A 25,423-nucleotide genomic window follows, 5' to 3' on the forward strand; every position below is an offset into this window, starting at 1 on the left:
GCGTTTGCCTGCATCTGCCAGGTTATTTGTCAGTTTTGCCAGGTTAAAAAAAGAGCGGGGGTATATCACGGGCTGATGCGGAGCAATTCCCTCTCCCTTATGGGGAGAGGGTTCCCCAGAAAAAATGTTGGCACGAAACAGTTCCCTCGCCCCTTCGGGGAGAGGGTTAGGGTGAGGGGGCGTTACCTAAAATCCCCCTGCTGGCGCGCCACCAGCGTCAGAATTGAATACAGGGCCACGGCCTGCTGATGCTGATTGAAAATCTCCACCGCCCATTCAACCACCCCGGTCGGTTTTTCATCCGCCGCGCGCTGCTTCTTCAGCGTTTTGCGTTTGCAGGTCAGGCGCACCTGAATGGTATCGCCCGGCTTGACCGGCTCGATAAAGCGCAGGTTTTCCATGCCGTAGTTGGCGATCACCGGCCCCACGCCCGCATCGACAAACAGACCCGCCGCCGCCGAAATCAGGAAATAGCCGTGAACCACGCGCTCGCCGAAGATGGACTCCGCCGCGCCAATCTTGTCCATGTGGGCGTAGAAATGATCCCCGCTCAGGCAGGCGAAATTAACGATATCCGCTTCCGTCAGGGTACGGCGCGGCGTCAGCAGGCTGTCGCCCGGCTGGAGTTCTTCAAAGTATTTGCGGAACGGATGGACGCGATCTTCCTGCACCTGCGCGCCGCGTACCCACTGCTTGCCGATTGCCGCCAGCATCGACGGGCTGCCCTGAATGGCGGTGCGTTGCAGGTAATGCTTAACCGCGCGCAGGCCGCCCAGCTCCTCGCCGCCGCCCGCGCGTCCCGGCCCGCCGTGAACCAGCTGCGGCAGCGGTGAGCCGTGACCGGTGGACTCTTTAGACGACTCTTCGTTGAGGATCTGAATACGCCCGTGGGCGCGTGCCGCCCCGGCAATAAACTGGCGGGCCACGGCGGGGTCTGCCGTCACCAGCGTCCCCGCCAGGCTGCCGCCGCCCGCGCGGGCCAGCTCCAGCGCGTGCTCTGCGTTGCGATACGGCATCAGGGTGGCGACCGGGCCAAAGGCTTCGGTGGAATGCACCGCCGGGGTTTCGTCCGGCTGCGGGCAGAAAAGCAGGGTGGGCGGGAAGAACGCGCCCGCCGCCTGCATGTCCGCCTTGCCGCCCAGACGCGCCTGGCAGCCAGCGGCAATCAGCAGATCGACCTTTTCCTGCACGTCGGCGCGCTGCTCGCTGTTGACCAGCGCGCCCATTTTAACCCCTTCCTGCGCCGGATCGCCGACCACAACCTTCTCCAGGCGCGCCACCAGCGCCTGGCTGACCGCCTCAATCTGGCTTTGCGGCACGATAATGCGGCGAATGGCGGTACATTTTTGCCCGGCTTTGGCAGTCATCTCGCGCACCACTTCGCGGATAAACAGCGCGAACTCCGGCTGCTCCGGCGTTACGTCCTCGCCCAGCACGCAGCAGTTCAGGGAGTCGGCTTCCATGGTGAAGGGGATCGACTGCGCAACGATGTTCGGATGCACGCGCAGGCTTTGCCCGGTGCTGGCGGAGCCGGTAAAGGTCACCACGTCCTGGCTGTCGAGCTGCGCCAGCAGATCCCCCGCGCCGCCGCAAATCAGGCTAATCGCCCCGTCCGGCACCAGCCCGCTGTCGATAATCGATTTCACCATCGCCTGCGTCACCTGCGCGGTGGCGGTGGCGGGTTTGATAATCGCTGGCATCCCGGCAAGCCAGGTTGGCGCCAGCTTTTCCAGCATTCCCCAGCAGGGGAAGTTAAAGGCGTTGATATGCACCGCGACGCCGGATTTAGAGGTCAATACGTGGCGCGCGGCAAATCCACCCTCTTTGGAAAGGGGGATCAGCTCGTCTTCCGGCCACAGGGTATCGTCCGGCAGTTCGCGGCTGCCGAGGCTGGCGTAGGTGAAGAGGGTGCCGATCCCGCCTTCGATATCCACCCAGCTGTCCGCTTTGGTCGCGCCGGTCTGCGCCGACAGCGCGTAAAACGCCGCCTTGTGGCTGAGCAGGTGCTTCGCCACCGCCTTCAACATGGCGGCGCGCTCGATAAAGGTCATGGCGCGAAGTGATTCACCGCCGTGCTCAATGGCGTAGCGGCGCGCGGCCGCCATATCCAGCCCTTCGCTGGTCACTTCCCATAAGGCTTCGCCGCTGATGGCGTGGTGAATATGGCGCTCGCGGCCCCGGCCAGACTGCCAGGTGCCGGACAAAAAGCTGGCTAACTGCTGCATCGCGTATCTCCAGATGTTTCGTGATTTCAGTATAAATAGTTAAATTGTGAATCATAAAAATCAAGCTGAGTTTTAATGAATTGTTAACATTGTGATCCGACCTGATGAATCCTGCCTTCTGGATTTCCGCCCGCAAGGGCTGTAATGAAAAGGCTTGCGAGCGGCGTCACAAATTAAACAAACATTTCTTGGGGTTATATTTAACCTTTGTGTAATTTTTAAGAAACGAAGTGATTCACCATATCGCTTAAGTAAGCAAGTTAACGAATCATAAGGTGATGATGTGATGCAAGAACAACGCTTTGAGCAGCGCATAGCGCAGGAGACAGCCATCGAGCCGCAGGACTGGATGCCTGACGCCTACCGCAAAACGCTGATCCGCCAGATTGGTCAGCACGCGCACTCGGAAATTGTCGGCATGCTGCCGGAAGGCAACTGGATCGCCCGCGCCCCGACGCTTCGCCGCAAGGCCATTCTGCTGGCGAAAGTGCAGGACGAGGCCGGACACGGTCTGTATCTGTACAGCGCGGCGGAAACCCTGGGCTGCGCGCGGGAAGACATCTACCAGAAGATGCTCGACGGCAAGATGAAGTACTCCTCCATCTTTAACTACCCAACCCTGAGCTGGGCCGACATCGGCGTAATTGGCTGGCTGGTGGACGGCGCGGCAATCGTTAACCAGGTGGCGCTGTGCCGTACCTCCTACGGCCCCTATGCCCGCGCAATGGTGAAAATATGTAAAGAAGAGAGTTTCCACCAGCGTCAGGGCTTTGAAGCCTGTATGGCGCTGGCGCAGGGCAGCGAGGCGCAGCGTCAGATGTTGCAGGACGCGATTAACCGCTTCTGGTGGCCCGCCTTAATGATGTTCGGGCCAAACGACGACAACTCGCCGAACAGCGCCCGCAGCCTGGCCTGGAAAATCAAACGTTTTGGTAACGACGAGCTGCGCCAGCGCTTTGTCGACAACACCGTTCCGCAGGTGGAAATGCTCGGCATGACCGTGCCGGATAAGGATCTGCGTTTTGACGAGCAGACCGGGCACTACGTCTTCGGGGAGATCGACTGGCACGAATTTGACGAGGTGATCAACGGGCGCGGCATCTGTAACCACGAGCGCCTGGCCGCTAAGCGAAAAGCCTGGGAAGAAGGGGCGTGGGTGCGTGAAGCCGCACTGGCGCACGCAGAAAAACAGCACGCCCGCAGCGTGGCTTAAGAGGAAGAAAGATGAGCAATGTCTACTGGCCGTTATATGAAGTCTTTGTGCGATCCAAACAGGGTCTGTCCCACCGCCACGTGGGCAGCCTCCACGCCGCCGACGATCGCATGGCGCTGGAAAACGCCCGCGATGCCTACACCCGCCGCAGCGAAGGCTGTTCGATTTGGGTGGTGAAGGCGAGCGAAATTGTCGCCTCCCAGCCGGAAGAGAGCGGCGAATTTTTCGATCCGGCGGAGAGCAAGGTTTACCGCCATCCGACGTTTTACACCATCCCTGATGGCATCGAGCACATGTGAGGTCGGGGATGAATACAACAACTGCATATGCCCTGCGTCTGGGCGATAACGGCCTGGTGCTCTCCCAGCGCCTGGGCGCCTGGTGCGGCCACGCGCCGGAGCTGGAAATTGACCTGGCGCTGGCCAATATCGGCCTCGACCTGCTCGGGCAGGCGCGCAACTTCCTCACCTACGCCGCCGAGCGTGAAGGCGAGGGCGATGAAGACACGCTGGCCTTTGGTCGCGACGAACGCCAGTTCCGCAACCTGCTGCTGGTGGAGCAGCCTAACGGCAGCTTCGCCGACACGATCGCGCGTCAGTATTTTATGGACGCCTGGCACGTAGAGCTGTACAGCGGCCTGACCCAGAGCCGCGATCGCCAGCTCGCCGCCATCGCCGCGAAAGCGATTAAAGAAGCCCGCTATCACCTGCGTTTTAGCCGCGGCTGGCTGGAGCGTCTGGGCAACGGCACCGAGCTGTCTGCGCAGAAAATGCAGCAGGCGGTGAACGACCTGTGGCGCTTTACGGCAGAGCTGTTCGAAGCCGACGAGGTTGAGCTGGCCCTGATTGACGAGGGCATCGCCGTTGACCCGCGCGAACTGCGCCCGGCGTGGGAAGCCGAAGTATTAAGCGGATTGCAGCAGGCCGGGCTGAGCGTGCCTGAAGAAGTGGCCTACCGCACCGGCGGCAAAAAAGGGCTGCACACCGAACATCTGGGGCCGATGCTGGCGGAGATGCAGTATCTCCAGCGCGTCTACCCCGGTCAGCAGTGGTAAGAGGAGCGGTTATGCAACGTGTGGAGATGGCGCCTGCGGAAATCCCGCAAATCTGGTCGCTGTTAAGCGACATCCCGGATCCGGAAGTCCCGGTGCTCACCATCACCGACTTAGGCATGGTGCGCAGCGTCACCGCGCAGGGCGAGGGCTGGGTGATTGGCTTCACGCCGACCTATTCAGGCTGCCCGGCGACGGAACACCTGCTGGGGGCGATCCGCGACACCCTGACCGCGCACGGCTTTACCCCGGTGCATATCGTGTTGCAGCTGGAACCCGCATGGACCACCGACTGGATGACTCCGGACGCCCGCGAGCGTCTGCGTGAATACGGCATCAGCCCGCCGGTCGGCCACAGCTGCCACGCCCACGCGCCCGCCGAGGTGAGCTGCCCGCGCTGCGCCAGCATCAACACTTCGCTTATCAGTGAATTTGGTTCGACGGCCTGCAAAGCGCTTTATCGCTGCAACACCTGCCGTGAGCCTTTCGACTATTTCAAATGTATTTGAGGCTGCCATGACAACGTTTCACTCCTTAACAGTGGCAAGAGTAGAGCCCGAAACCCGCGACGCGGTGACCATCACCTTCGCGGTGCCGGAGGATTTACAGGAGGCCTACCGCTTCCGTCCGGGGCAACACTTAACCCTGAAAGCGAAGCTTGATGGCGACGAGCTGCGCCGCTGCTACTCCATCTGCCGCAGCGCCGCGCCGGGGGAAATCAGCGTGGCGGTTAAGGCCATCGAAGGCGGGCGCTTCTCGCGCTACGCCCGGGACACCATCGCGCAGGGCATGGCGATGGAGGTGATGGTGCCGCAGGGCCATTTTGGCTACCAGCCGCAGGCCGGGCGCGCGGGTCACTATCTGGCGATTGCCGCCGGATCGGGCATCACCCCGATGCTGGCGATCCTCGCCGCCACCCTTGCCACCGAGCCGAACAGCCATTTCACCCTGATTTACGGCAACCGCAGCAGCCAGAGCATGATGTTCCGCCAGGCGCTGGCCGATCTAAAAGACAAATACCCGCAGCGCCTGCAACTGGTCTCTATTTTCAGCCAGGAAACCCTGGACAGCGATCTGCTGCACGGGCGCATCGACGGCGAAAAGCTTCAGGCGCTGGCAAAGAGCCTGATCAACTTCCGCCAGTATGACGAAGCCTTTATCTGCGGCCCGTCGGCGATGATGGACGAGGCCGAAGCGACGCTGAAAGCGCTGGGGATGCCGGAAAAATCCATTCACCTTGAGCGCTTCAACACGCCGGGCTCGGCGGTGAAACGCGCGGCGAGCGTGCAGGCGCAGGGGCAAAAGGTCACCGTGCGTCAGGACGGGCGCGACCGGGAGATTACCCTGACCGCCGACGACGAAAGCATTCTGGATGCGGCCCTGCGTCAGGGCGCGGATCTGCCCTACGCCTGCAAGGGCGGCGTCTGTGCAACATGTAAATGCAAAGTGCTGCGCGGCAAGGTGGACATGGCCACCAACTACAGCCTGGAGCCGGACGAGCTGGCCGCCGGGTACGTGCTGAGCTGCCAGGCGCTGCCCCTCACCGCCGACGTGGTGGTGGATTTTGACGCGAAGGGGATGGCATGAGCGAACTGATTATCACCCGTCATGACCGCGTGCTGCTGCTGACTCTTAACCGTCCGGCGGCGCGTAACGCGCTGAACAACGCGCTGCTGGAGCAGCTTGCCGCCGCGCTGGAAGAGGCGGCGGTAAACCGCGACATCTCCGCCGTGGTGATTTACGGCAGCGAACGCTGTTTCGCGGCGGGCGCGGATCTGAACGAAATGGCGGAGAAAGATCTTCCCGCCACCCTGAACGACAGTCGCCCGCAGCTGTGGGCGCGTATCAACGCCTTCAATAAACCGCTGATCGCCGCCGTCAACGGCTTCGCCCTCGGGGCGGGCTGCGAGCTGGCCCTGCTGTGCGACGTGGTGATTGCCGGGGATAACGCCCGCTTCGGCCTGCCGGAAATCACGCTCGGCATCATGCCGGGCGCGGGCGGCACCCAGCGGCTGATCCGCTGCGTCGGGAAATCCCTTGCCAGCAAAATGGTGCTGACCGGGGAGAGCATCACCGCGCAGCAGGCCCAGCGCGCCGGGCTGGTGAGCGACGTCTTTCCTGCGGCGCTGACCCTGGAATATGCCCTGAAGCAGGCCAGCCTGATGGCGCGCCACTCCCCGCTGGCGCTTCAGGCGGCGAAACAGGCGCTGCGCCAGTCGCAGGAAGTGCCCCTACAGGCCGGTCTGGCCCAGGAGCGCCAGCTGTTTACGCTGCTTTCCGCCACCGACGATCGCCGCGAAGGCATCGAGGCTTTCTTACAAAAACGCACCCCCGACTTCAAAGGACGCTAACCGTGGAATTTATTCTGAGTCATGTAGAGCAGGGCGTGATGACCATTACGCTGAACCGCCCGGAGCGTTTGAACAGCTTTAACGACGTGATGCATCAGCAGCTTGCCGACTGCCTGAAACAGGCCGAGCGCGACGATACCATCCGCTGCCTGCTGATCACCGGCGCAGGGCGCGGGTTCTGCGCGGGGCAAGATCTGAACGACCGTAACGTTGAACCGAACGGCCCGGCTCCGGATCTGGGAATGTCCGTTGAAACCTTCTACAACCCGCTGGTGCGCCGCCTGGCGAAGCTGCCGAAGCCGGTGATTTGCGCGGTGAACGGCGTGGCCGCCGGCGCGGGTGCGACGCTGGCGCTGGGCTGCGACATGGTGATCGCCGCCCGCTCCGCGAACTTCGTCATGGCCTTTAGCAAACTCGGACTGGTGCCGGACTGCGGCGGCACCTGGCTGCTGCCGCGCGTGGCCGGACGCGCCCGCGCGATGGGGCTGGCGCTGCTCGGGGACAAACTGAGCGCCGAGCAGGCGCAGGCGTGGGGCATGATCTGGCAGGTGGTGGATGACGAACAGCTCTCCGCCACCGCGCAGCAGATGGCGCTGCACTTTGCCGCCCAGCCGACCTTTGGCCTGGGGCTGATCAAGCAGGCGATCAACGCCGCCGAAACCAACACCCTGGACGCGCAGCTGGATCTGGAGCGCGACTATCAGCGTCTTGCCGGGCGCAGCGACGACTACCGCGAAGGGGTCAGCGCGTTCCTGGCAAAACGCACGCCGCAGTTTACGGGGAAATAACATGCTGAACATTCGCACGGTTGCCGTGATTGGCAGCGGCACGATGGGGGCGGGGATCGCCGAAGTGGCGGCCAGCCACGGGCATCAGGTTCTGGTGTATGACATCGCCGCCGACGCCATCTCCCGCGCCATCGACGGTATTCGCCAGCGCCTGGCCTCCCGCGTGGCGCGCGGCAAACTCTCGGCGGAGGCCGAAAGCCAGATTAGCGAGCGGCTGATCCCGGTGACCGATCTGGCGGCGCTGTCTGCCGCCGATCTGGTGATTGAAGCCGCCTCGGAGCGTTTAGAGGTCAAAAAAGCGCTGTTCGCACAGCTGGCGGAGATGTGCCCGCCGCAGACGCTGTTGACCAGCAATACCTCGTCCATCTCGGTCACGGCGATTGCCGCCGACGTGCGCCACCCGGAGCGCGTGGCCGGGCTGCACTTTTTTAACCCGGCTCCGGTGATGAAGCTGGTGGAAGTGGTGAGCGGGCTGGCGACCTCACCGGAGGTGGCTGACGTGCTGTGCGAGCTGGCGCTGAACTGGGGTAAACAGCCGGTGCGCTGTCAGTCCACGCCGGGCTTTATCGTCAACCGCGTGGCGCGTCCGTTCTACTCCGAAGCCTGGCGCGCGCTGGAAGAGCAGGTGGCGGCGCCTGAAGTGATTGACGCCGCCCTGCGCGACGGCGGCGGCTTCCCGATGGGGCCGCTGGAGCTGACCGACATGATCGGCCAGGACGTTAACTTTGCCGTGACCTGCTCCGTCTTTAACGCCTTCTGGCAGGAGCGCCGTTTCCTGCCGTCGCTGGTGCAGCAGGAGCTGGTTCTTGCCGGGCGGCTGGGCAAAAAAAGCGGAAAGGGCGTGTATGACTGGCAGAACGACAGGCCAGATGTGACGTGGCTTGCCCCGGTCAGCGAAAGCTTTAGCCCAATGCGCGCACAGCGAAGAAGTGACGGTGTCACCGAGATTGACGACGTGCTGGTGATTGAAACCCAGGGCGAAACCGCCCAGGCCCTGGCGCTGCGTTTTAACAGCCCGGTGGTGGTGGTTGACCGCATGGAGGCCGACGTGGCGGTGATCGCGGTGGCCGCCAGCAATCCGCACTCCGCCACGCAAAAGGCAATTTTCTGGCTTCAGCAGCAGGGTAAACGGGTGATCCAGATTGCCGACTATCCGGGGCTGCTGATCTGGCGCACCGTGGCGATGATTGCCAACGAAGCGCTGGACGCCCTGCAAAAAGGGGTCGCCAGCGAAAAAGATATCGATACCGCCATGCGCCTGGGGGTGAACTACCCGAGCGGGCCAATTGCGTGGGGCGAGCGTCTTGGCTGGCAGCGTCTGCTGGCGCTGCTGGAAAATCTGCAACGTCATTACGGCGAAGAACGTTATCGCCCCTGTTCACTGCTGCGCCAGCGCGCGCTTCTGGAGAGTAGCTATGAGTCATAACGCCTGGCACAACGCCCGCGCCATGTATGAGAACGACGCCTGCGCGCAGGCGCTCGGCATCGATATTGTGGAAATGGACGACGGCTACGCGAGGGTGACGATGACCATCACCCCGCAGATGCTCAACGGCCACAAAACCTGCCACGGCGGGCAGCTGTTCTCGCTGGCCGATACCGCCTTCGCCTACGCCTGCAACAGCCAGGGGCTGGCGGCGGTGGCCTCTGCCTGCTCGATTGATTTTCTGCGTCCGGGGTTTGCCGGGGACAGGCTGACCGCCACCGCGCGGGTTAAGCATCAGGGCAAGCTGACCGGCGTGTACGACATTGAAATCCAAAACCAACAACAAAAAACGGTCGCTCTCTTTCGCGGTAAATCCCACCGCACTGGCGGCAGTGTGACAGGAGAAGCCTGATGCGTGATGCATTTATTTGTGATGGCGTGCGTACCCCGGTGGGGCGCTACGGCGGCGCGTTATCCGCCGTACGTGCCGATGACCTGGGCGCGGTTCCGCTGCGTGCGCTGCTGGCGCGTTACCCGCAGCTGGACGTCGAGCGGATTGACGACGTGATTTTTGGCTGCGCGAACCAGGCGGGGGAAGATAACCGCAACGTGGCGCGCATGTCGGCGCTGCTGGCGGGTCTGCCGCAGACGGTGTCCGGCACCACCATCAACCGCCTGTGCGGCTCGGGGCTGGATGCGATTGGCTTTGCGGCGCGCACCATTAAGGCGGGCGACGGCGATCTGCTGATTGCGGGCGGCGTTGAGTCCATGTCCCGCGCGCCGTTCGTGATGGGCAAAGCGACCTCTGCCTTCCAGCGTCAGGCCGAGATGTTTGATACCACCATCGGCTGGCGTTTTGTGAATCCGCTCATGCATCAGCAATTTGGTACTGACAGTATGCCGGAAACGGCAGAGAATGTAGCTGAATTGTTAAATATCAGCCGAGCGGATCAGGATGCCTTCGCCCTGCGCAGCCAGCAGCGTACCGCTCTGGCGCAGCAGAACGGCATTCTGGCGCAGGAGATCGTGCCGGTACGGGTGCCGGGGAAAAGAGGGGCGGTAACCGAAGTGAGCGTGGACGAGCATCCCCGCGCCGAGACCACTTTAGAACAGCTGGCAGCACTGAAAACCCCGTTTCGTCAAAACGGCGTGGTGACCGCGGGTAACGCCTCCGGCGTGAACGACGGGGCCGCCGCGCTGATTATCGCCAGCGAGAAGATGGCGCTGGGGCAGGATCTGGTGCCGCGCACGCGCATCGTGGCGATGGCAACGGCAGGGGTAGAGCCGCGCCTGATGGGGCTAGGCCCGGTGCCCGCTACCCGAAAAGTGCTGGAGCGCGCCGGGCTGAGCATTAACGATATGGACGTCATTGAGCTGAACGAAGCCTTCGCGTCACAGGCGCTGGGCGTGTTGCGCCAGCTGGGGCTGCCGGACGACGCCGCCCACGTCAACCCAAACGGGGGAGCCATCGCGCTAGGCCACCCGCTGGGGATGAGCGGCGCGCGGCTGGCACTCGCCGCGAGTAACGAACTGCACCGACGCAACGGGCGTTACGCGCTGTGTACGATGTGCATCGGCGTGGGTCAGGGCATCGCCATGATCCTTGAGCGTGTTTGATTAGAACGACAACGTGAGCACCCTACAATGACAACGACAAATACAACACAACTTGATCCAATCGAGACCGCATCCATTGACGAACTCCAGGCGTTGCAGACCGAGCGCCTGAAATGGACGCTTCATCACGCCTATAACAACGTCCCGATGTACAAACGCAAGTTTGACGCGGCGGGCGTTCATCCTGACGATTTTAACGAGCTGGCCGACATTCAGAAGTTCCCCTGCACCACCAAGCAGGATCTGCGCGATAACTATCCGTTCGACACCTTCGCCGTGCCGATGGAGCAGGTGGTGCGTATCCACGCCTCTTCCGGCACCACCGGGAAACCGACCGTGGTGGGCTATACCCAAAACGACATCGACAACTGGGCCAACATTGTTGCCCGCTCCCTGCGCGCGGCAGGCGGCAGCGCGAAGGACAAAATCCACGTGGCCTACGGCTACGGGCTGTTCACCGGCGGGCTGGGCGCGCACTACGGTGCCGAGCGTTTAGGGGCGACGGTGATCCCGATGTCCGGCGGCCAGACCGAGAGGCAGGCGCAGCTGATCCGCGATTTCCAGCCGGACATGATCATGGTGACGCCGTCGTATTGCCTGAACCTGATTGAAGAGCTTGAGCGCCAGATGGGCGGCGATGCCAGCCGGTGCTCCCTGCGCGTGGGCGTGTTTGGTGCCGAGCCGTGGACGCAGGCGATGCGCCGGGAAATCGAAAAACGCCTGGGCATTACGGCGCTGGATATCTACGGCCTGTCGGAAGTCATGGGCCCTGGCGTGGCGATGGAGTGTCTTGAAACCACCGACGGCCCGACTATCTGGGAAGATCATTTCTATCCTGAAATCGTCAACCCGAACGACGGCACGCCGCTGGCCGACGGCGAGCAGGGCGAACTGCTGTTCACCACCCTGACCAAAGAGGCGCTGCCGGTGATCCGCTACCGCACCCGCGACCTGACGCGCCTGCTGCCGGGCACCGCGCGCACCATGCGCCGCATGGACCGCATCAGCGGTCGCAGCGACGATATGCTGATCATCCGTGGCGTGAACGTCTTCCCGTCGCAGCTTGAAGAAGAGATCGTGAAGTTTGAGCACCTTTCGCCGCACTACCAGCTGGAGGTGAACCGCCGTGGGCATCTTGATTCACTTTCGGTGCGCGTGGAGCTAAAAGAGAGCAGCTTAACGCTGACGCACGAGCAGCGCTGTCAGGTATGTCATCAGCTGCGCCATCGGATTAAATCGATGGTGGGGATTTCAACCGACGTGACCATCGTGAACTGTGGGAGTATTCCGCGTTCGGAAGGGAAGGCGTGTAGGGTGTTTGATTTGAGGAAGGTTGCGGCAAACGGGTGATGTCTGCTCCCCTCATCCTAACCTTCTCCCCGGAGGGGAGAAGGGACTGTACGGTGCGGTCTTTTCCCCTCTCCCCTCTGGGGAGAGGGTCAGGGTGAGGGGTGAGGGTACATCTCAGTTTCGTATGCTATGATTCATCCAGGAAAAAAATGACAACAGAATGAATCACATGAACAAACTTGATGCCTTTATCCAGCACGCCGTCAGCTCCGTTCCCGTGAGCGGAACCTCGCTCATCTCCTCCCTTTATGGCGACGCGCTTTCCCACCGCGGGGGCGAAATCTGGCTCGGCAGCCTGGCTGCGCTGCTGGAAGGGATGGGCTTTGGCGAACGCTTTGTCCGCACCGCGCTGTTTCGCCTCAACAAAGAGGGCTGGCTGGACGTCTCCCGTATTGGCCGCCGCAGTTTTTATCGACTGAGCGACAAAGGCCTGCGCCTGACCCGACGGGCGGAGAGCAAAATCTATCGCGCGGAGCTGCCCGCATGGGACGGTAAATGGCTGCTGCTGCTGTCGGAAGGGCTGGACAAAACCACCCTCGCGGATGTGAAAAAGCAGCTGATCTGGCAAGGATTCGGCACGCTGGCGCCGAGCCTGATGGCCTCGCCGTCCCAGAATCTCGCAGACGTGCAGTCGCTGTTACACGACGCGGGCGTGGCTGAAAACGTCATTTTCTTTGAGGCCCATTCCCCGCTGGCGCTTTCCCGCGCCGCGCTGCGATCTCGGGTGGAGGAGTGCTGGCAGCTCACCGAGCAAAACGCCATGTACGAAACCTTTATCGACTCGTTCCGTCCGCTGCTGCCGCTGCTGAAAGAGGCCGAACCGGGCGATCTTACGCCGGAACGCTGCTTCCATATTCAGCTGCTGCTGATTCATTTTTATCGCCGTGTTGTGCTTAAAGATCCGCTGCTGCCGGAGGAACTCCTCCCCGCGCACTGGGCGGGACAGAGCGCAAGACAGCTGTGTATTAACATCTACCAGCGCGTGGCGCCGGGGGCGCTGGCGTTTGTCAGCGAGAAGGGGGAAACCTCCGTAGGCGAACTGCCCGTACCCGGTACGCTCTACTCCCAGCGCTTTGGTGGTCTGAATATCACATAAGGAGCAGGTATGCCTGTTTATCAAATTGACGGCCTGACCCCGGTCGTGCCGGAAGAGAGTTACGTTCACCCGACTGCGGTGCTGATTGGCGATGTGATCCTCGGCAAAGGGGTGTACGTGGGCCCGAACGCCAGCCTGCGCGGTGATTTTGGTCGTATCGTCGTCAAAGATGGCGCGAACATTCAGGATAACTGCGTGATGCACGGTTTTCCGGAACAGGACACCGTCGTTGAAGAGGACGGGCATATCGGCCACAGCGCCATCCTGCACGGCTGTATCATCCGCCGTAACGCGCTGGTGGGCATGAACGCGGTCGTCATGGACGGCGCGACGATCGGCGAAAATAGCATCGTCGGCGCGGCGGCGTTTGTCAAAGCCAAAGCGGAGATGCCCGCCAACCACCTGATTATCGGCAGCCCGGCAAAAGCCATCCGCGAGCTGAGCGCTCAGGAGATCGAATGGAAAAAGCAGGGGACAAAAGAGTATCAGGTGCTGGTTGAGCGCTGTAAGCAGACGCTGCATCAGGTCGAGCCGCTGCGCGAAGAAGAGCCGGGCAGAAAGCGGCTGGTGTTTGACGAGAATTTACGGCCGAAGTCGGCGGGATGATGGCATAGACTGCCCGAACGGTCGCCGGGCAGTCACAACGCTTACTTCTTCTTATTCAGCATCGCTTTCAGATCGGCGAACGGGTTATAGGTTGCTTCGCCAACGTCTTTCTGCGCGTCTTCGCCCGCCACAACCGTGGTGCCGTACTGGTCGGCTTCGGTGTACTTCGAGTGCTCGTGGTCGTGACAGAACAGGCACAACAGCTCCCAGTTGCTGCCGTCTTCCGGGTTATTGGTATGGTCGTGATCGATATGGTGAACCGTCAGTTCACGCAGGTTCGAATAGACAAACTCGCGCGAGCAGCGCCCGCATACCCACGGATAGATTTTCAGAGCTTTATCACGGTAGCCGCTTTCCAGCCGCGCGTAGTTTTTAGGGATCAGAGCCATTGCTGATGTTACCTGCTAATAAAGAGAGGCCGTAAATATATCCCATTGCGACAGGGAGGAAAATCACTAAAGGCCATCCTCTTCCTGCGCCATTGCCAGCGCGCTGGCGCTTGCCGGGTCGAACAGCGACAGGCTTTCTATATGGCTTAGCAAAATCACCCGCCGGAAATCCATTGCGCTTCGCGGCTCGGAATCGAGCGTGATGTCGTGCTCGTCATACCATTTGCTGTAGTTATTTTCGATGCACAGGTTCATCGTCCTCTCATCGCGGTAGCCGCTGAGCATGGGAATCAGCACGATGTTGGCGGTCTTCTCATACTCAAGGGTGGCGGTGTGGATCATGCCTACATAAACGCGTCGCGATTGCAGCGTCACCAGCGCCAGCTCGCCTTGCTCCATGCACTGATAGAGCAGCTGCTCTATCCCGCTCGACTGTGCGAGGCGTTTATAGAGCTTTTTACGACCGTCACCGTCCAGACGCGCGCTGCCCGCCCAGTTAGAGCGGTACAGGCAAAACAGAATGGCGAACGCCAGCATCACCACCACCGGCGCCTGGATGCCTAAAAAGCTCCAGTTCATAAAGTCCATCTGCCAGTCGGCGTATTTTTGCGAGGTGAAGTGGAAGGTGTTGTCGGCGGCGGAAAGGGTAAAGAGTAGCAGCCAGAGCAGGCCGGTGGCGATCACCCCCTGGAGAACGAAAATACAGCCGTACAGGGCGACGAGAAAATAGACGTCCCAGCCAAAAGAGCGTTTGATTTTAAAACGGGTGGACAGGTCGCGGCTGGTGTACCAGTAGCCGCACACCATTAGCACCATAAATATCGCGGTTCCCATATCACGCCCTCTTCAGCGCGTTAACATGGCGCAGAAAGTCCTGCCGCACGTCGTGGCTTTTGTAGTTCACCGAGGCGCTACCGTCCTGATCGATGATAATCCGATCGCCATCCTCGACGGCTTCAATAATTTCCTGGTGGCTCATGACCTGGAGCAGGGACTCAGGGCTTGAGAAAAGCGACATAAAAAAACGCCTCATCGTACAACCTCCTTTTGATTGCAAAAGAAGTAGCCTGGACGATGAAGCGCCTGTTTGCCTTAAGGTTAACCCTAAAAATGATGGCAGATTGCGTTTATGCCTTGCTGCGCGGCGGTTTACTGCTGGAATAGATGAAAAAGAGCGCAATACTCAGGCAGATGACGGCCGCTAAACGGCTGGTTGAAAACGGGATCGCCGCGTTGCCGAGCCAGCCGAAGTTATCAATCAACATGCTCATTGCCAGCTGGCCCAGAATAACCGCCACCGTAGCCACCGCCGTACCGATACGCTGCACCGCGAGCACCATAATGACAATGTAAGGTACGCCGCACAGCGCCCCCAGAAGCTGCCACTTCGGCACGTCCATCAGCGTGACGGCCTGTTTTGGCTCGAAGAAGAAGATCAGCAGGGCGGTCACTACGGCGCCGACCGAAAAGGTCAGAAACGCGCTTTTAAATACGCCGACTTTACTGCCGAGCTGGCCGTTTATCGCCGCCTGAACGCTCAGCGTCGCGCCGCCCACCAGGGCTAAAATAATCATTAATACGGTCATGTTGTTACCCCTGTGCAACCAGAATCAGCGCGGCAATGATAAAGACCAGCGCAATAATACGTTTCGCGTCGATGCGACGGTGCGGCGCGCCCAGCAGCCCGTAGTGGTCAATGATCAGGCTTTTAAACACCTGACCCGCCAGAATGCCGATCATGGTCATGGCGATGCCGATGGCGGGCGTGGCGATGGTCAGGATCACCACGTACACCGGGCCTAATACGCCGCCGAGCAGCTGCCAGCCGGGCTGGGCAAAAAAGCTCGGGCTGTTGCGCGGGCTGAAAAACAGCATCAGCAAAAAGGTCAGGGCGGCACCTACGCCGAAGATGCTGAACGTCGCCCACAGATCGCCCACCTGCTGGCCCAGCGGCCCGAGTAATCCGGCTTCGACGGACAGCCCCATGCCGCCCGCAATTACCAGTAAAATCAATATCAGTTGCATAGCACTCACTCTTTTATTATTGAGGAGGCGAAGACTACGCCTGAACAGCAATGAGAAAAATGCCATAATGCAGGAAACACCTTTGCAGGAAATGCATTAATGCAGGACGTCGGAAACATCAGCCTTCGCACGCTGGCGATTTTTATCGCGGTCTATGACACGCAGAATTTCTCCGTGGTCGCCAGACGGGAGGGGATCTCCGCCTCGCAGGTATCGCGCGTGATCCACCAGCTGGAAGATGCCCTCGGCCAGCAGCTGTTTTACCGCAACACCCGAGCGATTATTCCCACGGAAAGCGGGCACCTTTTTGTGCGTTACGCCCGGGCGATGACCGGGAGCCTTGAGGAGGCGCGGCGCGAGCTGGATGAACGGGCGAGCGAGCCGTCGGGCACTATCCGCATCAACGGCCCGGTTTTTTTTGGCCAGCGGCACATCGCGCCGGGGCTTGCCGGGCTCTCCGCGCGCTATCCCCGGCTCAACATTGAGCTGGCGCTGACCGATGATTTTATCGATCCGCACCGGGACGCCGCCGATCTGATTTTTCGTATCGGCACCCTGACGGACTCGGCTTTTCACGCCCGCATTTTCGGCGAGCAGTATTATCATCTGGCCGCATCGCCCGAGTATCTGCGCAAATTCGGCGCGCCGCAGAGCCCGGAGGATTTCAGCCACCATAAATGTCTGGTCTATCGGGGATCCTTTGGCCCGAACCGCTGGCTGGTCAGAGAGCCGGGAAATGCCTGGGTGCATTACCCGATCGCGCCGCTAATGACGTCGAATAATGCCGAAACCTTACTGATTGCCGCGCTGGGGGGAATGGGGATTGTGCTTTTCCCTGACTGGATGGTGAGCGAACGCTTGCAGAGCGGGGAGCTGGTTGCGCTGCTGCCCGGCTATGAATGCTCGATTCATACCGAGCCGCAGAGCATCGCGGCGATCTATCCGAACACCCGACATCCGCCCCTTAACGTCAGGGCGGTGATCGATCATTACGTAGAACGGTTCGGAACGCCGCTGTACTGGCAGGCAGATGTGATTAACGGCTCAGTTCGCGGCGGATGATTTCCGCACCCGCACTTAACGCGTTCAGCTTGCCGGTGGCGACGTGGCGCGGGAGCGGGGCCATGCCGCAGTTGGTGGACGGATAAAGCTTATCGGCATCCACGAACTGCAACGCTTTACGCAGCGTGGCGGCGACCTCTTCCGGGGTTTCAATCGCGTGGTTTGCCACATCAATGGCGCCCACCATCACCTTTTTGCCACGGATCAGCTCCAGCAGATCCATTGGCACGTGCGAGTTGTGGCACTCCAGCGAAATAATGTCGATGTTTGAGGTTTGCAGCTTCGGAAACGCCTCTTCGTACTGACGCCACTCGGAGCCGAGCGTTTTTTTCCAGTCGGTGTTGGCCTTAATCCCGTAGCCGTAGCAGATATGCACCGCGGTTTCGCACTTCAGCCCTTCGATGGCTCTCTCCAGCGCGGCGATCCCCCAGTCGTTGACCTCATCAAAGAAGACGTTAAACGCCGGCTCGTCAAACTGGATGATATCCACGCCCGCTGCTTCCAGCTCTCTGGCCTCCTGGTTGAGGATTTTGGCGAACTCCCACGCCAGCTTTTCGCGGCTTTTGTAGTGGGCATCATAGAGGGTGTCGATCATGGTCATCGGCCCCGGCAGCGCCCATTTGATAGGCTTTTCCGTCAGCTGGCGCAGGTATTTCGCGTCGTCCACGAACACCGGCTTTTGACGCGCCACGGCGTCAACCACGGTAGGGACGCTCGCGTCGTAGCGGTTACGGATGCGCACGGTCTGGCGGTTCTCGAAATCCACGCCGCTCAGGTGTTCGATAAAGGTGGTCACGAAGTGCTGGCGCGTCTGCTCGCCGTCGCTGACGATATCAATCCCCGCGCGATCCTGGTCGTCCAGAGAGAGGCGCAGCGCATCCTGCTTACCGGCTAACAGCTCCTGATCCTGTAATTTCCACGGGGACCACAGCGTTTCCGGCTGTGCGAGCCAGGTCGGTTTTGGCAGGCTGCCAGCGGTCGATGTCGGGAGCAATGTTTTCATAAATTAAGACCTGTATTTTTAAATGGTTTAAAGCGAGAAGTTATGCGACCACTGCTCAAGAATATGTTTGTACGGCGTAATAAATTGTTCCTGCGTGAATTTGCCCTGCTGGATCGCCAGCCGGCTGCGCTCTTCACGGTCGTAAACAATTTTGGTCAGCGAATGATCCTGCTGGTTTAAATCCGGCTGATAGCACTGCCCGGCGGTAAAATTGGCGTTGTAGATTTCCGGGCGATAAATCTTCTGGAAGGTTTCCATCGTCGCGATAGTGCCGATCAGCTCCAGATTGGTGTAATCCGCCAGCAGATCGCCGGAATAATAAAAGGCGAACGGCGCCGCGCTGTTTTCCGGCATGAAATAACGCACCTTCAGACCCATCTTAGCGAAATACTGCTCGGTCAACGAGGCGCTGGACGGCTGATACTCTATCCCCAGTACCGGATGGGTATTGCCGGTACGGTGGTAGGTGTCTTTGCTGGACACGCTCAGGCAGATCACCGGGGATTTTTTGAAGTTGGCCTTATATTCTTCAGAATGGATAAAGTTCTTGAAAATATTGCCGTGCAAATCCCCGAAGTCGTCGGGAATGCTGAAGCGCTCGCGTTCTTTATTATGCTCGGGCAGCAGCACGCTGAAATCGTAATCACGCACGTAGGACGAGAAGTTATTGCCGACAATACCCTCGATACGCTCGTTGGTTTTTTTATCAACGATAGTGGTCTGTAATATTTCAATTGCCGGGAAACTATGATTGTCGCCAATATTCATATCCACGGAGATAATTTCAAGCTCGACCGCATATCGATCGGCCTTGGGATTATCCCAACGCGCCAGCGCGTTAAAGCGGTTGTTGATCATCACCAGCGTATTGCGCAAATTTTCCTGACGCTTCTCTCCGCGCGCCAGATTGGCGAAGTTGGTCGTCGCCCGGGTATTCTCGGACGGGTTATAATGCTCATCGAAGCAGCTGCGCTTAAGCGTAAATGTGAAAGCTTTGCTCATCGTGGTTATGTATCCTAAGTTCATGTTGCTAAGACGTTACCAATGCGTCATTTATGACTGAGCCAGCGTGGAAGGGGAAGTGACTTAATTTCACTGCAACATGAGCGATCTTCATGAAGCTCTCGATTCCCGGTATAATCCCTGAAAATTCCTGATGATTAAGAAACGAACATGACAAAACTCACCTTACAAGAGCAGATGCTGAAAGCGGGCTTAGTGACCAGCAAAAAGATGGCGAAGGTCCAGCGAACGGCGAAGAAATCACGCGTGCAGGCTCGCGAGGCGAGAGAGGCGGTAGAAGAGAATAAAAAGGCCCAGATCGAGCGCGACAAGCAGCTGAGCGAGCAGCAAAAGCAGGCGGTGCTGGCAAAAGAGTTTAAGGCGCAGGTGAAGCAGCTTATCGAGATGAACCGCATCACCGTGTCCCGTGGCAACATCACCTTTAACTTCACCGACGGCAATCTTATCAAAAAGATTGAGGTGGATAAGCAGACCCAGGCCCAGCTGATCAACGGACGTCTGGCTATCGCGCGTCTGGTGATTAACGCCAACGGCGACTGCGATTACGCCATTATTCCGGCGGTGGTGGCGGATAAAATCGCCCAGCGCGATGCCGACAGCATCGTGCTTAACAGCGCGTTAACTCAGGAAGCGGAAGATGAAGACGATCCGTACGCTGATTTCAAAATCCCTGACGATTTAATGTGGTAAACAGTGTCAGAACGGTGCGTCGTGGCGCGCCGTTATCTCCTCTCCGCTCACCGGATGCCTGAAATCCAGCCCGCTGGCGTGCAGCATCAGCCGCGGCGTCCGTTCGGTGCCGGGCAGCGTCAGCCCGCCGTACAAATCACAGCCCAAAATAGGGTGCCCTGCGTGCTGGCAGTGAATGCGCAGCTGGTGGGTGCGCCCGGTTTCCGGGAACAGCTCGACCCGCGTTAACGGCAGCGTCGCCCCTTGATAAAACCGCTCGACGACCCGATAACGTGAACGGGCCGGTTTTCCGGTTTCTGCGCAAATTGACATCAGCGGGAACAGCGCCGGATCGCTGGCAATCGGCGCGTCTATCAGCCCTTCGTCACGCTCAACGTGCCCGCACAGCAGGGCGCTGTAGCGCTTTTCCACCGCGCGCTGGCTAAACTGCTGGCACAGGGCGGCGTTAATCGCTTTGTTGCGCGCCACCACCATTAAACCGGACGTGCCGAAATCCAGCCGATGCACCAGCGTGCAGCCGGGAAACAGCTTCACCAGACGATGATGTACCGAATCGAGGTTTAGCGGATTTTTGCCCGACAGGCTGAGCAGCCCGGAGGGTTTGTTGATCAGCACCAGATGATCGTCCTGATAAAGGATCTCGATCTGTTCGCTACAGGGTGGGGCAATAAAGGTATCGACAATAACAGACATCAGGCTGCCCGGCTGGAGAGTGGGAGCGGATGATAGCGAAATGCGGGGAAAAGAAAAACCCTCCCACCGGGCGGTGAGAGGGGGAAATCTTAGGCTGCAACCAGGCTGTCGATTGCGGCTTTCGCGTCGTTCTGCGCTTTCGTCGCCACTTCAGGGCCGTAAGCGATGCCTTCAGCGAACACGAAGTTCACGTCGGTGATGCCGATGAAGCCCAGGAACAGGCTCAGGTACGGCGCAACCAGGTCGGTTGGAGTATCTTTATGGATGCCACCGCGGCTGGTCAGCACAACGGCACGCTTACCTTTAACCAGACCTTCCGGGCCGTTTTCGGTGTAGCGGAACGTTACGCCAGCACGTGCCACCAGGTCGAAGTAGTTTTTCAGCTGAGTCGGGATGTTGAAGTTGTACATTGGGGCGTTAATCACGATAACGTCGTGCGCCTGCAACTCAGCGATCAGCTCGTCGGACAGCGCCAGCGCTTCCTGCTGACGCGGGGTCAGTGGCGCGTCGCTTGGACGCAGCGCGCCAACCAGTTCACCGTCCAGCACAGGAATCGGGTTTGCTGCCAGGTCGCGTACGGTGATTTCGTCAGCAGAGTGCTGTTCGCGCCATTGTTCAACGAAATAGTCGGACAGCTGACCGGACTGAGAGTACCCTGCCAGAATACTGGATTTCAAAACTAATACTTTGCTCATGGGTGATTCCTGTTGTGTATTTGATTGAAGGGGGTTGCCCCGTTGCTTGTTGACACTCTATTCACAATCCTGTCGCAGAGAAAGCGCAATATATCGAAGTCTATGTTCGAAATTTTTGAATAAGGCGGCGAAAGCCGCGATGTGGTACTCTATATCAATCATTAAAAAGAGATTTTATCCGGCAGTGCACTGCCCGTTAACGCTATGACAGAACAACAAAAGTTATCCTTCCCCATGCTCATGAATCAGCTGGATATGCTGATGCTGCGCGACAAACAGCGCTTTGCGCGTCGTCTGCACGGGGTGAAGAAGGTTAAAAATCCTGATGCACAACAGGCCATTTTCCAGGAGATGGCGAAAGAGATTGAACAGGCGGCAGGGAAAGTTGTGCTGCGCGAGGCGGCGCGTCCGGCGATTACGTACCCGGAAAATCTGCCCGTCAGCCAGAAAAAGCAGGACATCCTCAACGCCATTCGCGATAACCAGGTGGTGATCGTGGCCGGGGAAACCGGTTCGGGTAAAACCACCCAGCTGCCGAAAATCTGTATGGAGCTGGGGCGTGGGGTGAAAGGGCTGATCGGCCACACCCAGCCGCGTCGACTGGCGGCGCGTACCGTGGCGAACCGTATTGCCGAAGAGCTGCAAACGGAGCCGGGCGGCTGCATCGGCTATAAGGTGCGCTTTAGCGACCACGTCAGCGACAATACCATGGTCAAGCTGATGACCGACGGTATTCTGCTGGCGGAAATCCAGACCGATCGCCTGCTGATGCAGTACGACACCATCATCATCGATGAGGCGCACGAGCGCAGCCTGAACATCGACTTCCTGCTCGGCTATCTGAAAGAGCTGCTGCCGCGCCGTCCGGATCTGAAAATTATCATCACCTCCGCGACCATCGATCCGGAGCGTTTTTCAAAGCATTTCAATAACGCGCCGATTATCGAAGTTTCCGGGCGCACCTTCCCGGTGGAAGTGCGCTATCGCCCGATCGTTGAAGAGGCGGACGACACCGAGCGCGACCAGCTCCAGGCTATTTTCGACGCCGTGGACGAGCTGGGTAACGAAAGCGCAGGGGATATCCTGATCTTCATGAGCGGCGAGCGCGAAATCCGCGACACCGCCGATGCGCTGAGCAAACGCGACCTGCGCCACACCGAGATCCTGCCGCTTTACGCGCGCCTGTCGAACAGCGAACAGAACCGCGTCTTCCAGGCGCACAGCGGACGTCGCATCGTGCTGGCGACCAACGTGGCGGAAACGTCGCTCACCGTACCGGGCATTAAATATGTGATTGACCCGGGCACGGCGCGTATCAGCCGCTACAGCTATCGCACCAAGGTGCAGCGCCTGCCGATCGAGCCGGTGTCGCAAGCCTCGGCCAACCAGCGTAAAGGGCGCTGCGGCCGCGTGTCGGAAGGGATCTGTATTCGTCTTTATTCCGAAGACGACTTCCTGTCGCGCCCGGAATTTACCGACCCGGAAATTCTGCGTACCAACCTCGCGTCCGTTATCTTGCAGATGACCGCGCTGGGGCTGGGCGATATCGCCGCCTTCCCGTTTGTGGAAGCGCCGGACAAGCGTAATATTCAGGACGGCGTGCGCCTGCTGGAAGAGCTTGGCGCCATCACCACCGACGAGCAGGCCACGGCCTACAAACTGACGCCGATGGGGCGCCAGCTCAGCCAGCTTCCGGTGGATCCGCGTCTGGCGCGTATGGTGCTGGAAGCACAGAAATACGGCTGCGTGCGCGAGGCGATGATCATCACCTCTGCGCTGTCGATTCAGGATCCGCGCGAGCGTCCGATGGACAAGCAGCAGGCCTCCGACGAAAAACACCGCCGCTTCCACGACAAAGAGTCCGATTTCCTCGCCTTCGTGAACCTGTGGAACTACCTCGGTGAGCAGCAAAAAGCGCTGTCGTCGAACCAGTTCCGCCGCCAGTGCCGCGTCGATTTCCTCAACTATCTGCGCGTGCGCGAGTGGCAGGACATCTACACCCAGCTGCGTCAGGTGGTGAAGGAGCTGGGCATTCCGGTAAACAGCGAGCCGGCGGAGTACCGTGAGATCCACATCGCGCTGCTGACCGGTCTACTGTCCCATATCGGGATGAAAGACGCCGATAAACAGGAGTTTACCGGCGCGCGCAACGCCCGTTTCTCCATCTTCCCGGGTTCTGGCTTATTCAAAAAGCCGCCGAAGTGGACGATGGTGGCAGAGCTGGTGGAAACCAGCCGCCTGTGGGGACGCATTGCCGCGCGTATCGATCCGGAATGGGTCGAGCCGCTGGCGCAGCACCTGCTGAAACGCTCGTACAGTGAACCGCACTGGGAGCGCGCACAGGGCGCGGTGATGGCGACGGAGAAAGTAACCGTCTACGGCCTGCCGGTGGTTGCGGCGCGTAAGGTCAACTACAGCCAGATCGATCCGGCGCTCTCCCGCGAGCTGTTTATTCGTCACGCGCTGGTGGAGGGCGACTGGCAGACGCGTCACGCCTTCTTCCGAGAAAACCTCAAGCTTCGCGCCGAAGTGGAAGAGCTTGAGCACAAAACGCGCCGCCGCGACATTCTGGTGGACGACGATACGCTGTTTGAGTTTTACGATCAGCGCATCAGCCATGAGGTGATTTCCGCCCGCCACTTCGACAGCTGGTGGAAAAAGGTCAGTAAAGAATCGCCGGATCTGCTCAATTTTGAAAAGAGCATGTTGATCAAAGAGGGCGCGGAGCAGGTCAGCAAGCTCGACTACCCGAACTTCTGGCATCAGGGCAACCTGAAGCTGCGCCTGACCTATCAGTTTGAGCCGGGAACCGACGCCGACGGCGTAACGGTGCATATCCCACTGCCGCTGCTCAATCAGGTGGAAGAGAGCGGCTTCGAGTGGCAAATTCCGGGCCTGCGCCGCGAGCTGGTGATTGCCCTGATTAAGTCGCTGCCGAAGCCGGTGCGCCGTAACTTTGTGCCCGCGCCAAACTACGCGGAAGCCTTTTTAGGCCGCGCGACGCCGCTGGAGCTGCCGCTGCTGGAATCCCTCGAACGCGAGTTCCGCCGTATGACCGGCACGACCATCGACCGGGAAGACTGGAACTGGGATCAGGTGCCCGATCACCTGAAAATCAGCTTCCGCGTGGTGGACGATAAAAACAAAAAGCTTCAGGAAGGCCGTTCCCTGACGGCGCTGAAGGACGCGCTCAAAGGGAAAGTGCAGGAAACCCTCTCCGCCGTGGCGGACGATGGAATCGAACAGAGCGGGCTGCATATCTGGAGCTTTGGTCAGCTTCCGGAAAGTTACGAGCAGAAACGCGGGAACTATAAGGTGAAAGCCTGGCCCGCGCTAGTGGACGAGCGCGACAGCGTGGCCATCAGGCTATTTGATAATCCGCTGGAACAGCAGCAGCAGATGTGGCGCGGCCTGCGTCGCCTGCTGTTGCTGAATATCCCGTCGCCGATCAAATATCTGCACGAAAAGCTGCCGAACAAGGCCAAGCTGGGGCTGTACTTTAACCCGTACGGCAAAGTGCTGGATCTGATCGACGACTGCATCTCCTGCGGCGTGGACAAGCTCATCGACGAAGCGGGTGGCCCGGTCTGGACCGAAGAGGGCTTTGCTAAGCTGCACGAGAAGGTCCGCGCCGAGCTGAACGATACGGTGGTCGAGATTGCCAAACAGGTCGAACAGATCCTGACGGCGGTGTTCAATATCAACAAACGTCTGAAAGGGCGTGTGGATATGACCATGGCGCTGGGGCTGTCGGACGTGAAGGCGCAGATGGCGGGGCTGGTGTATCGCGGTTTCGTTACCGGCAACGGCTTTAAGCGTCTGGGCGATACGCTGCGTTATCTGCACGCGATTGAAAAGCGTCTGGAGAAGCTGGCGGTCGATCCGCACCGGGATCGTGCGCAAATGCTGAAAGTCGAAAGCGTGCAGCAGGCGTGGCAGCAGTGGCTTAACAAACTGCCGCCTGCCCGTCGCGACGATGAAGACGTCCAGGCGATCCGCTGGATGATCGAGGAGCTGCGGGTGAGCTTCTTCGCGCAGCAGCTTGGTACGCCGTACCCGATTTCGGACAAACGCATTTTGCAGGCGATGGAGCAGATTTCGGGTTAACGCCATGCCAGTT

At 59.7% G+C, this 25,423-nt stretch carries 26 protein-coding genes; 16 read left to right on the forward strand and 10 right to left on the reverse strand.

Annotated elements, in window-relative coordinates:
• Positions 1–182: 182 nt before the first annotated feature.
• On the reverse strand, positions 183–2,225 hold the full coding sequence (gene paaZ / locus ACSVHP_RS01540) for a phenylacetic acid degradation bifunctional protein PaaZ (RefSeq protein ID WP_447550740.1): 2,043 nt from the start codon (positions 2,223–2,225) through the stop codon (positions 183–185).
• Positions 2,226–2,508: 283 nt separating this feature from the next.
• Between paaZ and paaA the strand changes: the two genes are divergently transcribed.
• From paaA to paaY, 13 genes are all read left to right on the forward strand, one after another.
• The gene (paaA, locus tag ACSVHP_RS01545) at positions 2,509–3,438 is read left to right on the forward strand and encodes a 1,2-phenylacetyl-CoA epoxidase subunit PaaA (protein ID WP_447550741.1); all 930 of its coding nucleotides are present in this window, start codon (positions 2,509–2,511) and stop codon (positions 3,436–3,438) included.
• An 11-nt stretch (positions 3,439–3,449) separates the two neighbouring features.
• Positions 3,450–3,737, forward strand: coding sequence for a 1,2-phenylacetyl-CoA epoxidase subunit PaaB (paaB, locus tag ACSVHP_RS01550; protein ID WP_003857353.1), 288 nt, complete (start codon positions 3,450–3,452; stop codon positions 3,735–3,737).
• An 8-nt stretch (positions 3,738–3,745) separates the two neighbouring features.
• On the forward strand, positions 3,746–4,492 hold the full coding sequence (paaC, locus tag ACSVHP_RS01555; RefSeq protein WP_447550742.1) for a 1,2-phenylacetyl-CoA epoxidase subunit PaaC: 747 nt from the start codon (positions 3,746–3,748) through the stop codon (positions 4,490–4,492).
• Between the two features lie 11 nt (positions 4,493–4,503).
• Complete coding sequence (paaD, locus tag ACSVHP_RS01560; RefSeq protein WP_447550743.1) at positions 4,504–4,998, forward strand: 1,2-phenylacetyl-CoA epoxidase subunit PaaD; 495 nt, start codon at positions 4,504–4,506, stop codon at positions 4,996–4,998.
• Between the two features lie 7 nt (positions 4,999–5,005).
• Positions 5,006–6,076: a 1,2-phenylacetyl-CoA epoxidase subunit PaaE gene (paaE, locus tag ACSVHP_RS01565; protein ID WP_447550744.1), complete on the forward strand. Its 1,071-nt coding sequence runs from the start codon at positions 5,006–5,008 to the stop codon at positions 6,074–6,076.
• Positions 6,073–6,840 carry a 2,3-dehydroadipyl-CoA hydratase PaaF gene (paaF, locus tag ACSVHP_RS01570; protein WP_447550745.1) on the forward strand — a complete coding sequence of 256 codons (768 nt, stop codon included), beginning with the start codon at positions 6,073–6,075 and terminating at the stop codon, positions 6,838–6,840. The genes paaE and paaF overlap by 4 nt, the downstream gene beginning before the upstream one ends.
• A 2-nt stretch (positions 6,841–6,842) precedes the next feature.
• Positions 6,843–7,628 carry a 2-(1,2-epoxy-1,2-dihydrophenyl)acetyl-CoA isomerase PaaG gene (gene paaG, locus ACSVHP_RS01575; protein ID WP_447550746.1) on the forward strand — a complete coding sequence of 262 codons (786 nt, stop codon included), beginning with the start codon at positions 6,843–6,845 and terminating at the stop codon, positions 7,626–7,628.
• Position 7,629: 1 nt separating this feature from the next.
• Positions 7,630–9,054: a 3-hydroxyacyl-CoA dehydrogenase PaaH gene (paaH, locus tag ACSVHP_RS01580; protein ID WP_447550747.1), complete on the forward strand. Its 1,425-nt coding sequence runs from the start codon at positions 7,630–7,632 to the stop codon at positions 9,052–9,054.
• On the forward strand, positions 9,044–9,466 hold the full coding sequence (paaI, locus tag ACSVHP_RS01585) for a hydroxyphenylacetyl-CoA thioesterase PaaI (protein WP_234672663.1): 423 nt from the start codon (positions 9,044–9,046) through the stop codon (positions 9,464–9,466). The genes paaH and paaI overlap by 11 nt, the downstream gene beginning before the upstream one ends.
• Positions 9,466–10,671 (forward strand): 3-oxoadipyl-CoA thiolase, encoded by a 1,206-nt coding sequence (gene pcaF / locus ACSVHP_RS01590; RefSeq protein WP_447550748.1) that lies wholly within the window; start codon positions 9,466–9,468, stop codon positions 10,669–10,671. The genes paaI and pcaF overlap by 1 nt, the downstream gene beginning before the upstream one ends.
• A gap of 27 nt (positions 10,672–10,698) precedes the next feature.
• Positions 10,699–12,021 (forward strand): phenylacetate--CoA ligase PaaK, encoded by a 1,323-nt coding sequence (gene paaK / locus ACSVHP_RS01595; RefSeq protein ID WP_447550749.1) that lies wholly within the window; start codon positions 10,699–10,701, stop codon positions 12,019–12,021.
• 160 nt (positions 12,022–12,181) lie between these two features.
• Positions 12,182–13,117 carry a phenylacetic acid degradation operon negative regulatory protein PaaX gene (paaX, locus tag ACSVHP_RS01600; RefSeq protein ID WP_417313358.1) on the forward strand — a complete coding sequence of 312 codons (936 nt, stop codon included), beginning with the start codon at positions 12,182–12,184 and terminating at the stop codon, positions 13,115–13,117.
• A gap of 9 nt (positions 13,118–13,126) precedes the next feature.
• Entirely contained in the window at positions 13,127–13,723 is a 597-nt protein-coding gene (gene paaY, locus ACSVHP_RS01605; RefSeq protein ID WP_417313360.1) for a phenylacetic acid degradation protein PaaY, read from the forward strand.
• Positions 13,724–13,764: 41 nt separating this feature from the next.
• Here the strand turns inward: paaY and yajD are convergent, their stop codons facing one another.
• The 5 genes from yajD to ACSVHP_RS01630 form a co-directional block, all read right to left on the reverse strand.
• Positions 13,765–14,112, reverse strand: a complete 348-nt coding sequence (yajD, locus tag ACSVHP_RS01610) for an HNH nuclease YajD (RefSeq protein WP_447550750.1) — start codon at positions 14,110–14,112, stop codon at positions 13,765–13,767.
• 66 nt (positions 14,113–14,178) lie between these two features.
• Positions 14,179–14,946: a hypothetical protein gene (locus ACSVHP_RS01615; RefSeq protein ID WP_417313362.1), complete on the reverse strand. Its 768-nt coding sequence runs from the start codon at positions 14,944–14,946 to the stop codon at positions 14,179–14,181.
• Between the two features lies 1 nt (position 14,947).
• Positions 14,948–15,145, reverse strand: coding sequence for a hypothetical protein (locus tag ACSVHP_RS01620; RefSeq protein ID WP_234672644.1), 198 nt, complete (start codon positions 15,143–15,145; stop codon positions 14,948–14,950).
• A gap of 94 nt (positions 15,146–15,239) precedes the next feature.
• A complete protein-coding gene (locus tag ACSVHP_RS01625; RefSeq protein WP_447550751.1) occupies positions 15,240–15,698 on the reverse strand; it encodes a DMT family transporter in 459 nt (152 codons plus the stop codon).
• 4 nt (positions 15,699–15,702) lie between these two features.
• Positions 15,703–16,137 carry a DMT family transporter gene (locus ACSVHP_RS01630; RefSeq protein ID WP_234672612.1) on the reverse strand — a complete coding sequence of 145 codons (435 nt, stop codon included), beginning with the start codon at positions 16,135–16,137 and terminating at the stop codon, positions 15,703–15,705.
• Between the two features lie 99 nt (positions 16,138–16,236).
• Between ACSVHP_RS01630 and ACSVHP_RS01635 the strand changes: the two genes are divergently transcribed.
• Complete coding sequence (locus ACSVHP_RS01635; RefSeq protein WP_417313365.1) at positions 16,237–17,199, forward strand: LysR family transcriptional regulator; 963 nt, start codon at positions 16,237–16,239, stop codon at positions 17,197–17,199.
• Here ACSVHP_RS01635 and ACSVHP_RS01640 read toward each other — a convergent pair.
• Complete coding sequence (locus ACSVHP_RS01640; protein ID WP_447550752.1) at positions 17,174–18,202, reverse strand: methionine synthase; 1,029 nt, start codon at positions 18,200–18,202, stop codon at positions 17,174–17,176. The genes ACSVHP_RS01635 and ACSVHP_RS01640 overlap by 26 nt on opposite strands.
• A 27-nt stretch (positions 18,203–18,229) precedes the next feature.
• Complete coding sequence (locus ACSVHP_RS01645) at positions 18,230–19,204, reverse strand: DUF1852 domain-containing protein (RefSeq protein ID WP_447550753.1); 975 nt, start codon at positions 19,202–19,204, stop codon at positions 18,230–18,232.
• A 171-nt stretch (positions 19,205–19,375) separates the two neighbouring features.
• On the opposite strand from ACSVHP_RS01645, the gene ACSVHP_RS01650 reads away from it, so the two are divergent.
• Positions 19,376–19,915, forward strand: a complete 540-nt coding sequence (locus tag ACSVHP_RS01650) for a DUF2058 domain-containing protein (RefSeq protein ID WP_447550754.1) — start codon at positions 19,376–19,378, stop codon at positions 19,913–19,915.
• Positions 19,916–19,921: 6 nt separating this feature from the next.
• On the opposite strand, the gene ACSVHP_RS01655 is transcribed toward ACSVHP_RS01650, so the two are convergent.
• Both ACSVHP_RS01655 and azoR read right to left on the reverse strand, forming a co-directional pair.
• A complete protein-coding gene (locus ACSVHP_RS01655; RefSeq protein ID WP_417315957.1) occupies positions 19,922–20,608 on the reverse strand; it encodes an RluA family pseudouridine synthase in 687 nt (228 codons plus the stop codon).
• 89 nt (positions 20,609–20,697) lie between these two features.
• On the reverse strand, positions 20,698–21,303 hold the full coding sequence (gene azoR / locus ACSVHP_RS01660) for an FMN-dependent NADH-azoreductase (RefSeq protein WP_447550755.1): 606 nt from the start codon (positions 21,301–21,303) through the stop codon (positions 20,698–20,700).
• 204 nt (positions 21,304–21,507) lie between these two features.
• Between azoR and hrpA the strand changes: the two genes are divergently transcribed.
• Positions 21,508–25,410 (forward strand): ATP-dependent RNA helicase HrpA, encoded by a 3,903-nt coding sequence (gene hrpA, locus ACSVHP_RS01665; RefSeq protein WP_447550756.1) that lies wholly within the window; start codon positions 21,508–21,510, stop codon positions 25,408–25,410.
• The last annotated feature ends 13 nt before the right edge of the window (positions 25,411–25,423 follow it).

It is taken from the genome of Enterobacter sp. 186315 (assembly GCF_053290175.1).

Bases quoted from the DNA above. Each gene is read 5' to 3' on its own strand.
- yajD (WP_447550750.1), bottom strand. From the start codon at position 14,112: ATGGCTCTGATCCCTAAAAACTACGCGCGGCTGGAAAGCGGCTACCGT.
- paaB (WP_003857353.1), top strand. From the start codon at position 3,450: ATGAGCAATGTCTACTGGCCGTTATATGAAGTCTTTGTGCGATCCAAA.
- paaC (WP_447550742.1), top strand. From the start codon at position 3,746: ATGAATACAACAACTGCATATGCCCTGCGTCTGGGCGATAACGGCCTG.
- azoR (WP_447550755.1), bottom strand. From the start codon at position 21,303: ATGAGCAAAGTATTAGTTTTGAAATCCAGTATTCTGGCAGGGTACTCT.
- pcaF (WP_447550748.1), top strand. From the start codon at position 9,466: ATGCGTGATGCATTTATTTGTGATGGCGTGCGTACCCCGGTGGGGCGC.
- hrpA (WP_447550756.1), top strand. From the start codon at position 21,508: ATGACAGAACAACAAAAGTTATCCTTCCCCATGCTCATGAATCAGCTG.
- ACSVHP_RS01615 (WP_417313362.1), bottom strand. From the start codon at position 14,946: ATGGGAACCGCGATATTTATGGTGCTAATGGTGTGCGGCTACTGGTAC.
- ACSVHP_RS01635 (WP_417313365.1), top strand. From the start codon at position 16,237: ATGCAGGACGTCGGAAACATCAGCCTTCGCACGCTGGCGATTTTTATC.
- ACSVHP_RS01620 (WP_234672644.1), bottom strand. From the start codon at position 15,145: ATGAGGCGTTTTTTTATGTCGCTTTTCTCAAGCCCTGAGTCCCTGCTC.
- paaK (WP_447550749.1), top strand. From the start codon at position 10,699: ATGACAACGACAAATACAACACAACTTGATCCAATCGAGACCGCATCC.
- ACSVHP_RS01640 (WP_447550752.1), bottom strand. From the start codon at position 18,202: ATGAAAACATTGCTCCCGACATCGACCGCTGGCAGCCTGCCAAAACCG.
- paaZ (WP_447550740.1), bottom strand. From the start codon at position 2,225: ATGCAGCAGTTAGCCAGCTTTTTGTCCGGCACCTGGCAGTCTGGCCGG.
- ACSVHP_RS01655 (WP_417315957.1), bottom strand. From the start codon at position 20,608: ATGTCTGTTATTGTCGATACCTTTATTGCCCCACCCTGTAGCGAACAG.
- ACSVHP_RS01650 (WP_447550754.1), top strand. From the start codon at position 19,376: ATGACAAAACTCACCTTACAAGAGCAGATGCTGAAAGCGGGCTTAGTG.
- paaD (WP_447550743.1), top strand. From the start codon at position 4,504: ATGCAACGTGTGGAGATGGCGCCTGCGGAAATCCCGCAAATCTGGTCG.
- ACSVHP_RS01625 (WP_447550751.1), bottom strand. From the start codon at position 15,698: ATGACCGTATTAATGATTATTTTAGCCCTGGTGGGCGGCGCGACGCTG.
- paaF (WP_447550745.1), top strand. From the start codon at position 6,073: ATGAGCGAACTGATTATCACCCGTCATGACCGCGTGCTGCTGCTGACT.
- paaH (WP_447550747.1), top strand. From the start codon at position 7,630: ATGCTGAACATTCGCACGGTTGCCGTGATTGGCAGCGGCACGATGGGG.
- ACSVHP_RS01630 (WP_234672612.1), bottom strand. From the start codon at position 16,137: ATGCAACTGATATTGATTTTACTGGTAATTGCGGGCGGCATGGGGCTG.
- paaE (WP_447550744.1), top strand. From the start codon at position 5,006: ATGACAACGTTTCACTCCTTAACAGTGGCAAGAGTAGAGCCCGAAACC.
- paaY (WP_417313360.1), top strand. From the start codon at position 13,127: ATGCCTGTTTATCAAATTGACGGCCTGACCCCGGTCGTGCCGGAAGAG.
- ACSVHP_RS01645 (WP_447550753.1), bottom strand. From the start codon at position 19,204: ATGAGCAAAGCTTTCACATTTACGCTTAAGCGCAGCTGCTTCGATGAG.
- paaI (WP_234672663.1), top strand. From the start codon at position 9,044: ATGAGTCATAACGCCTGGCACAACGCCCGCGCCATGTATGAGAACGAC.
- paaX (WP_417313358.1), top strand. From the start codon at position 12,182: ATGAATCACATGAACAAACTTGATGCCTTTATCCAGCACGCCGTCAGC.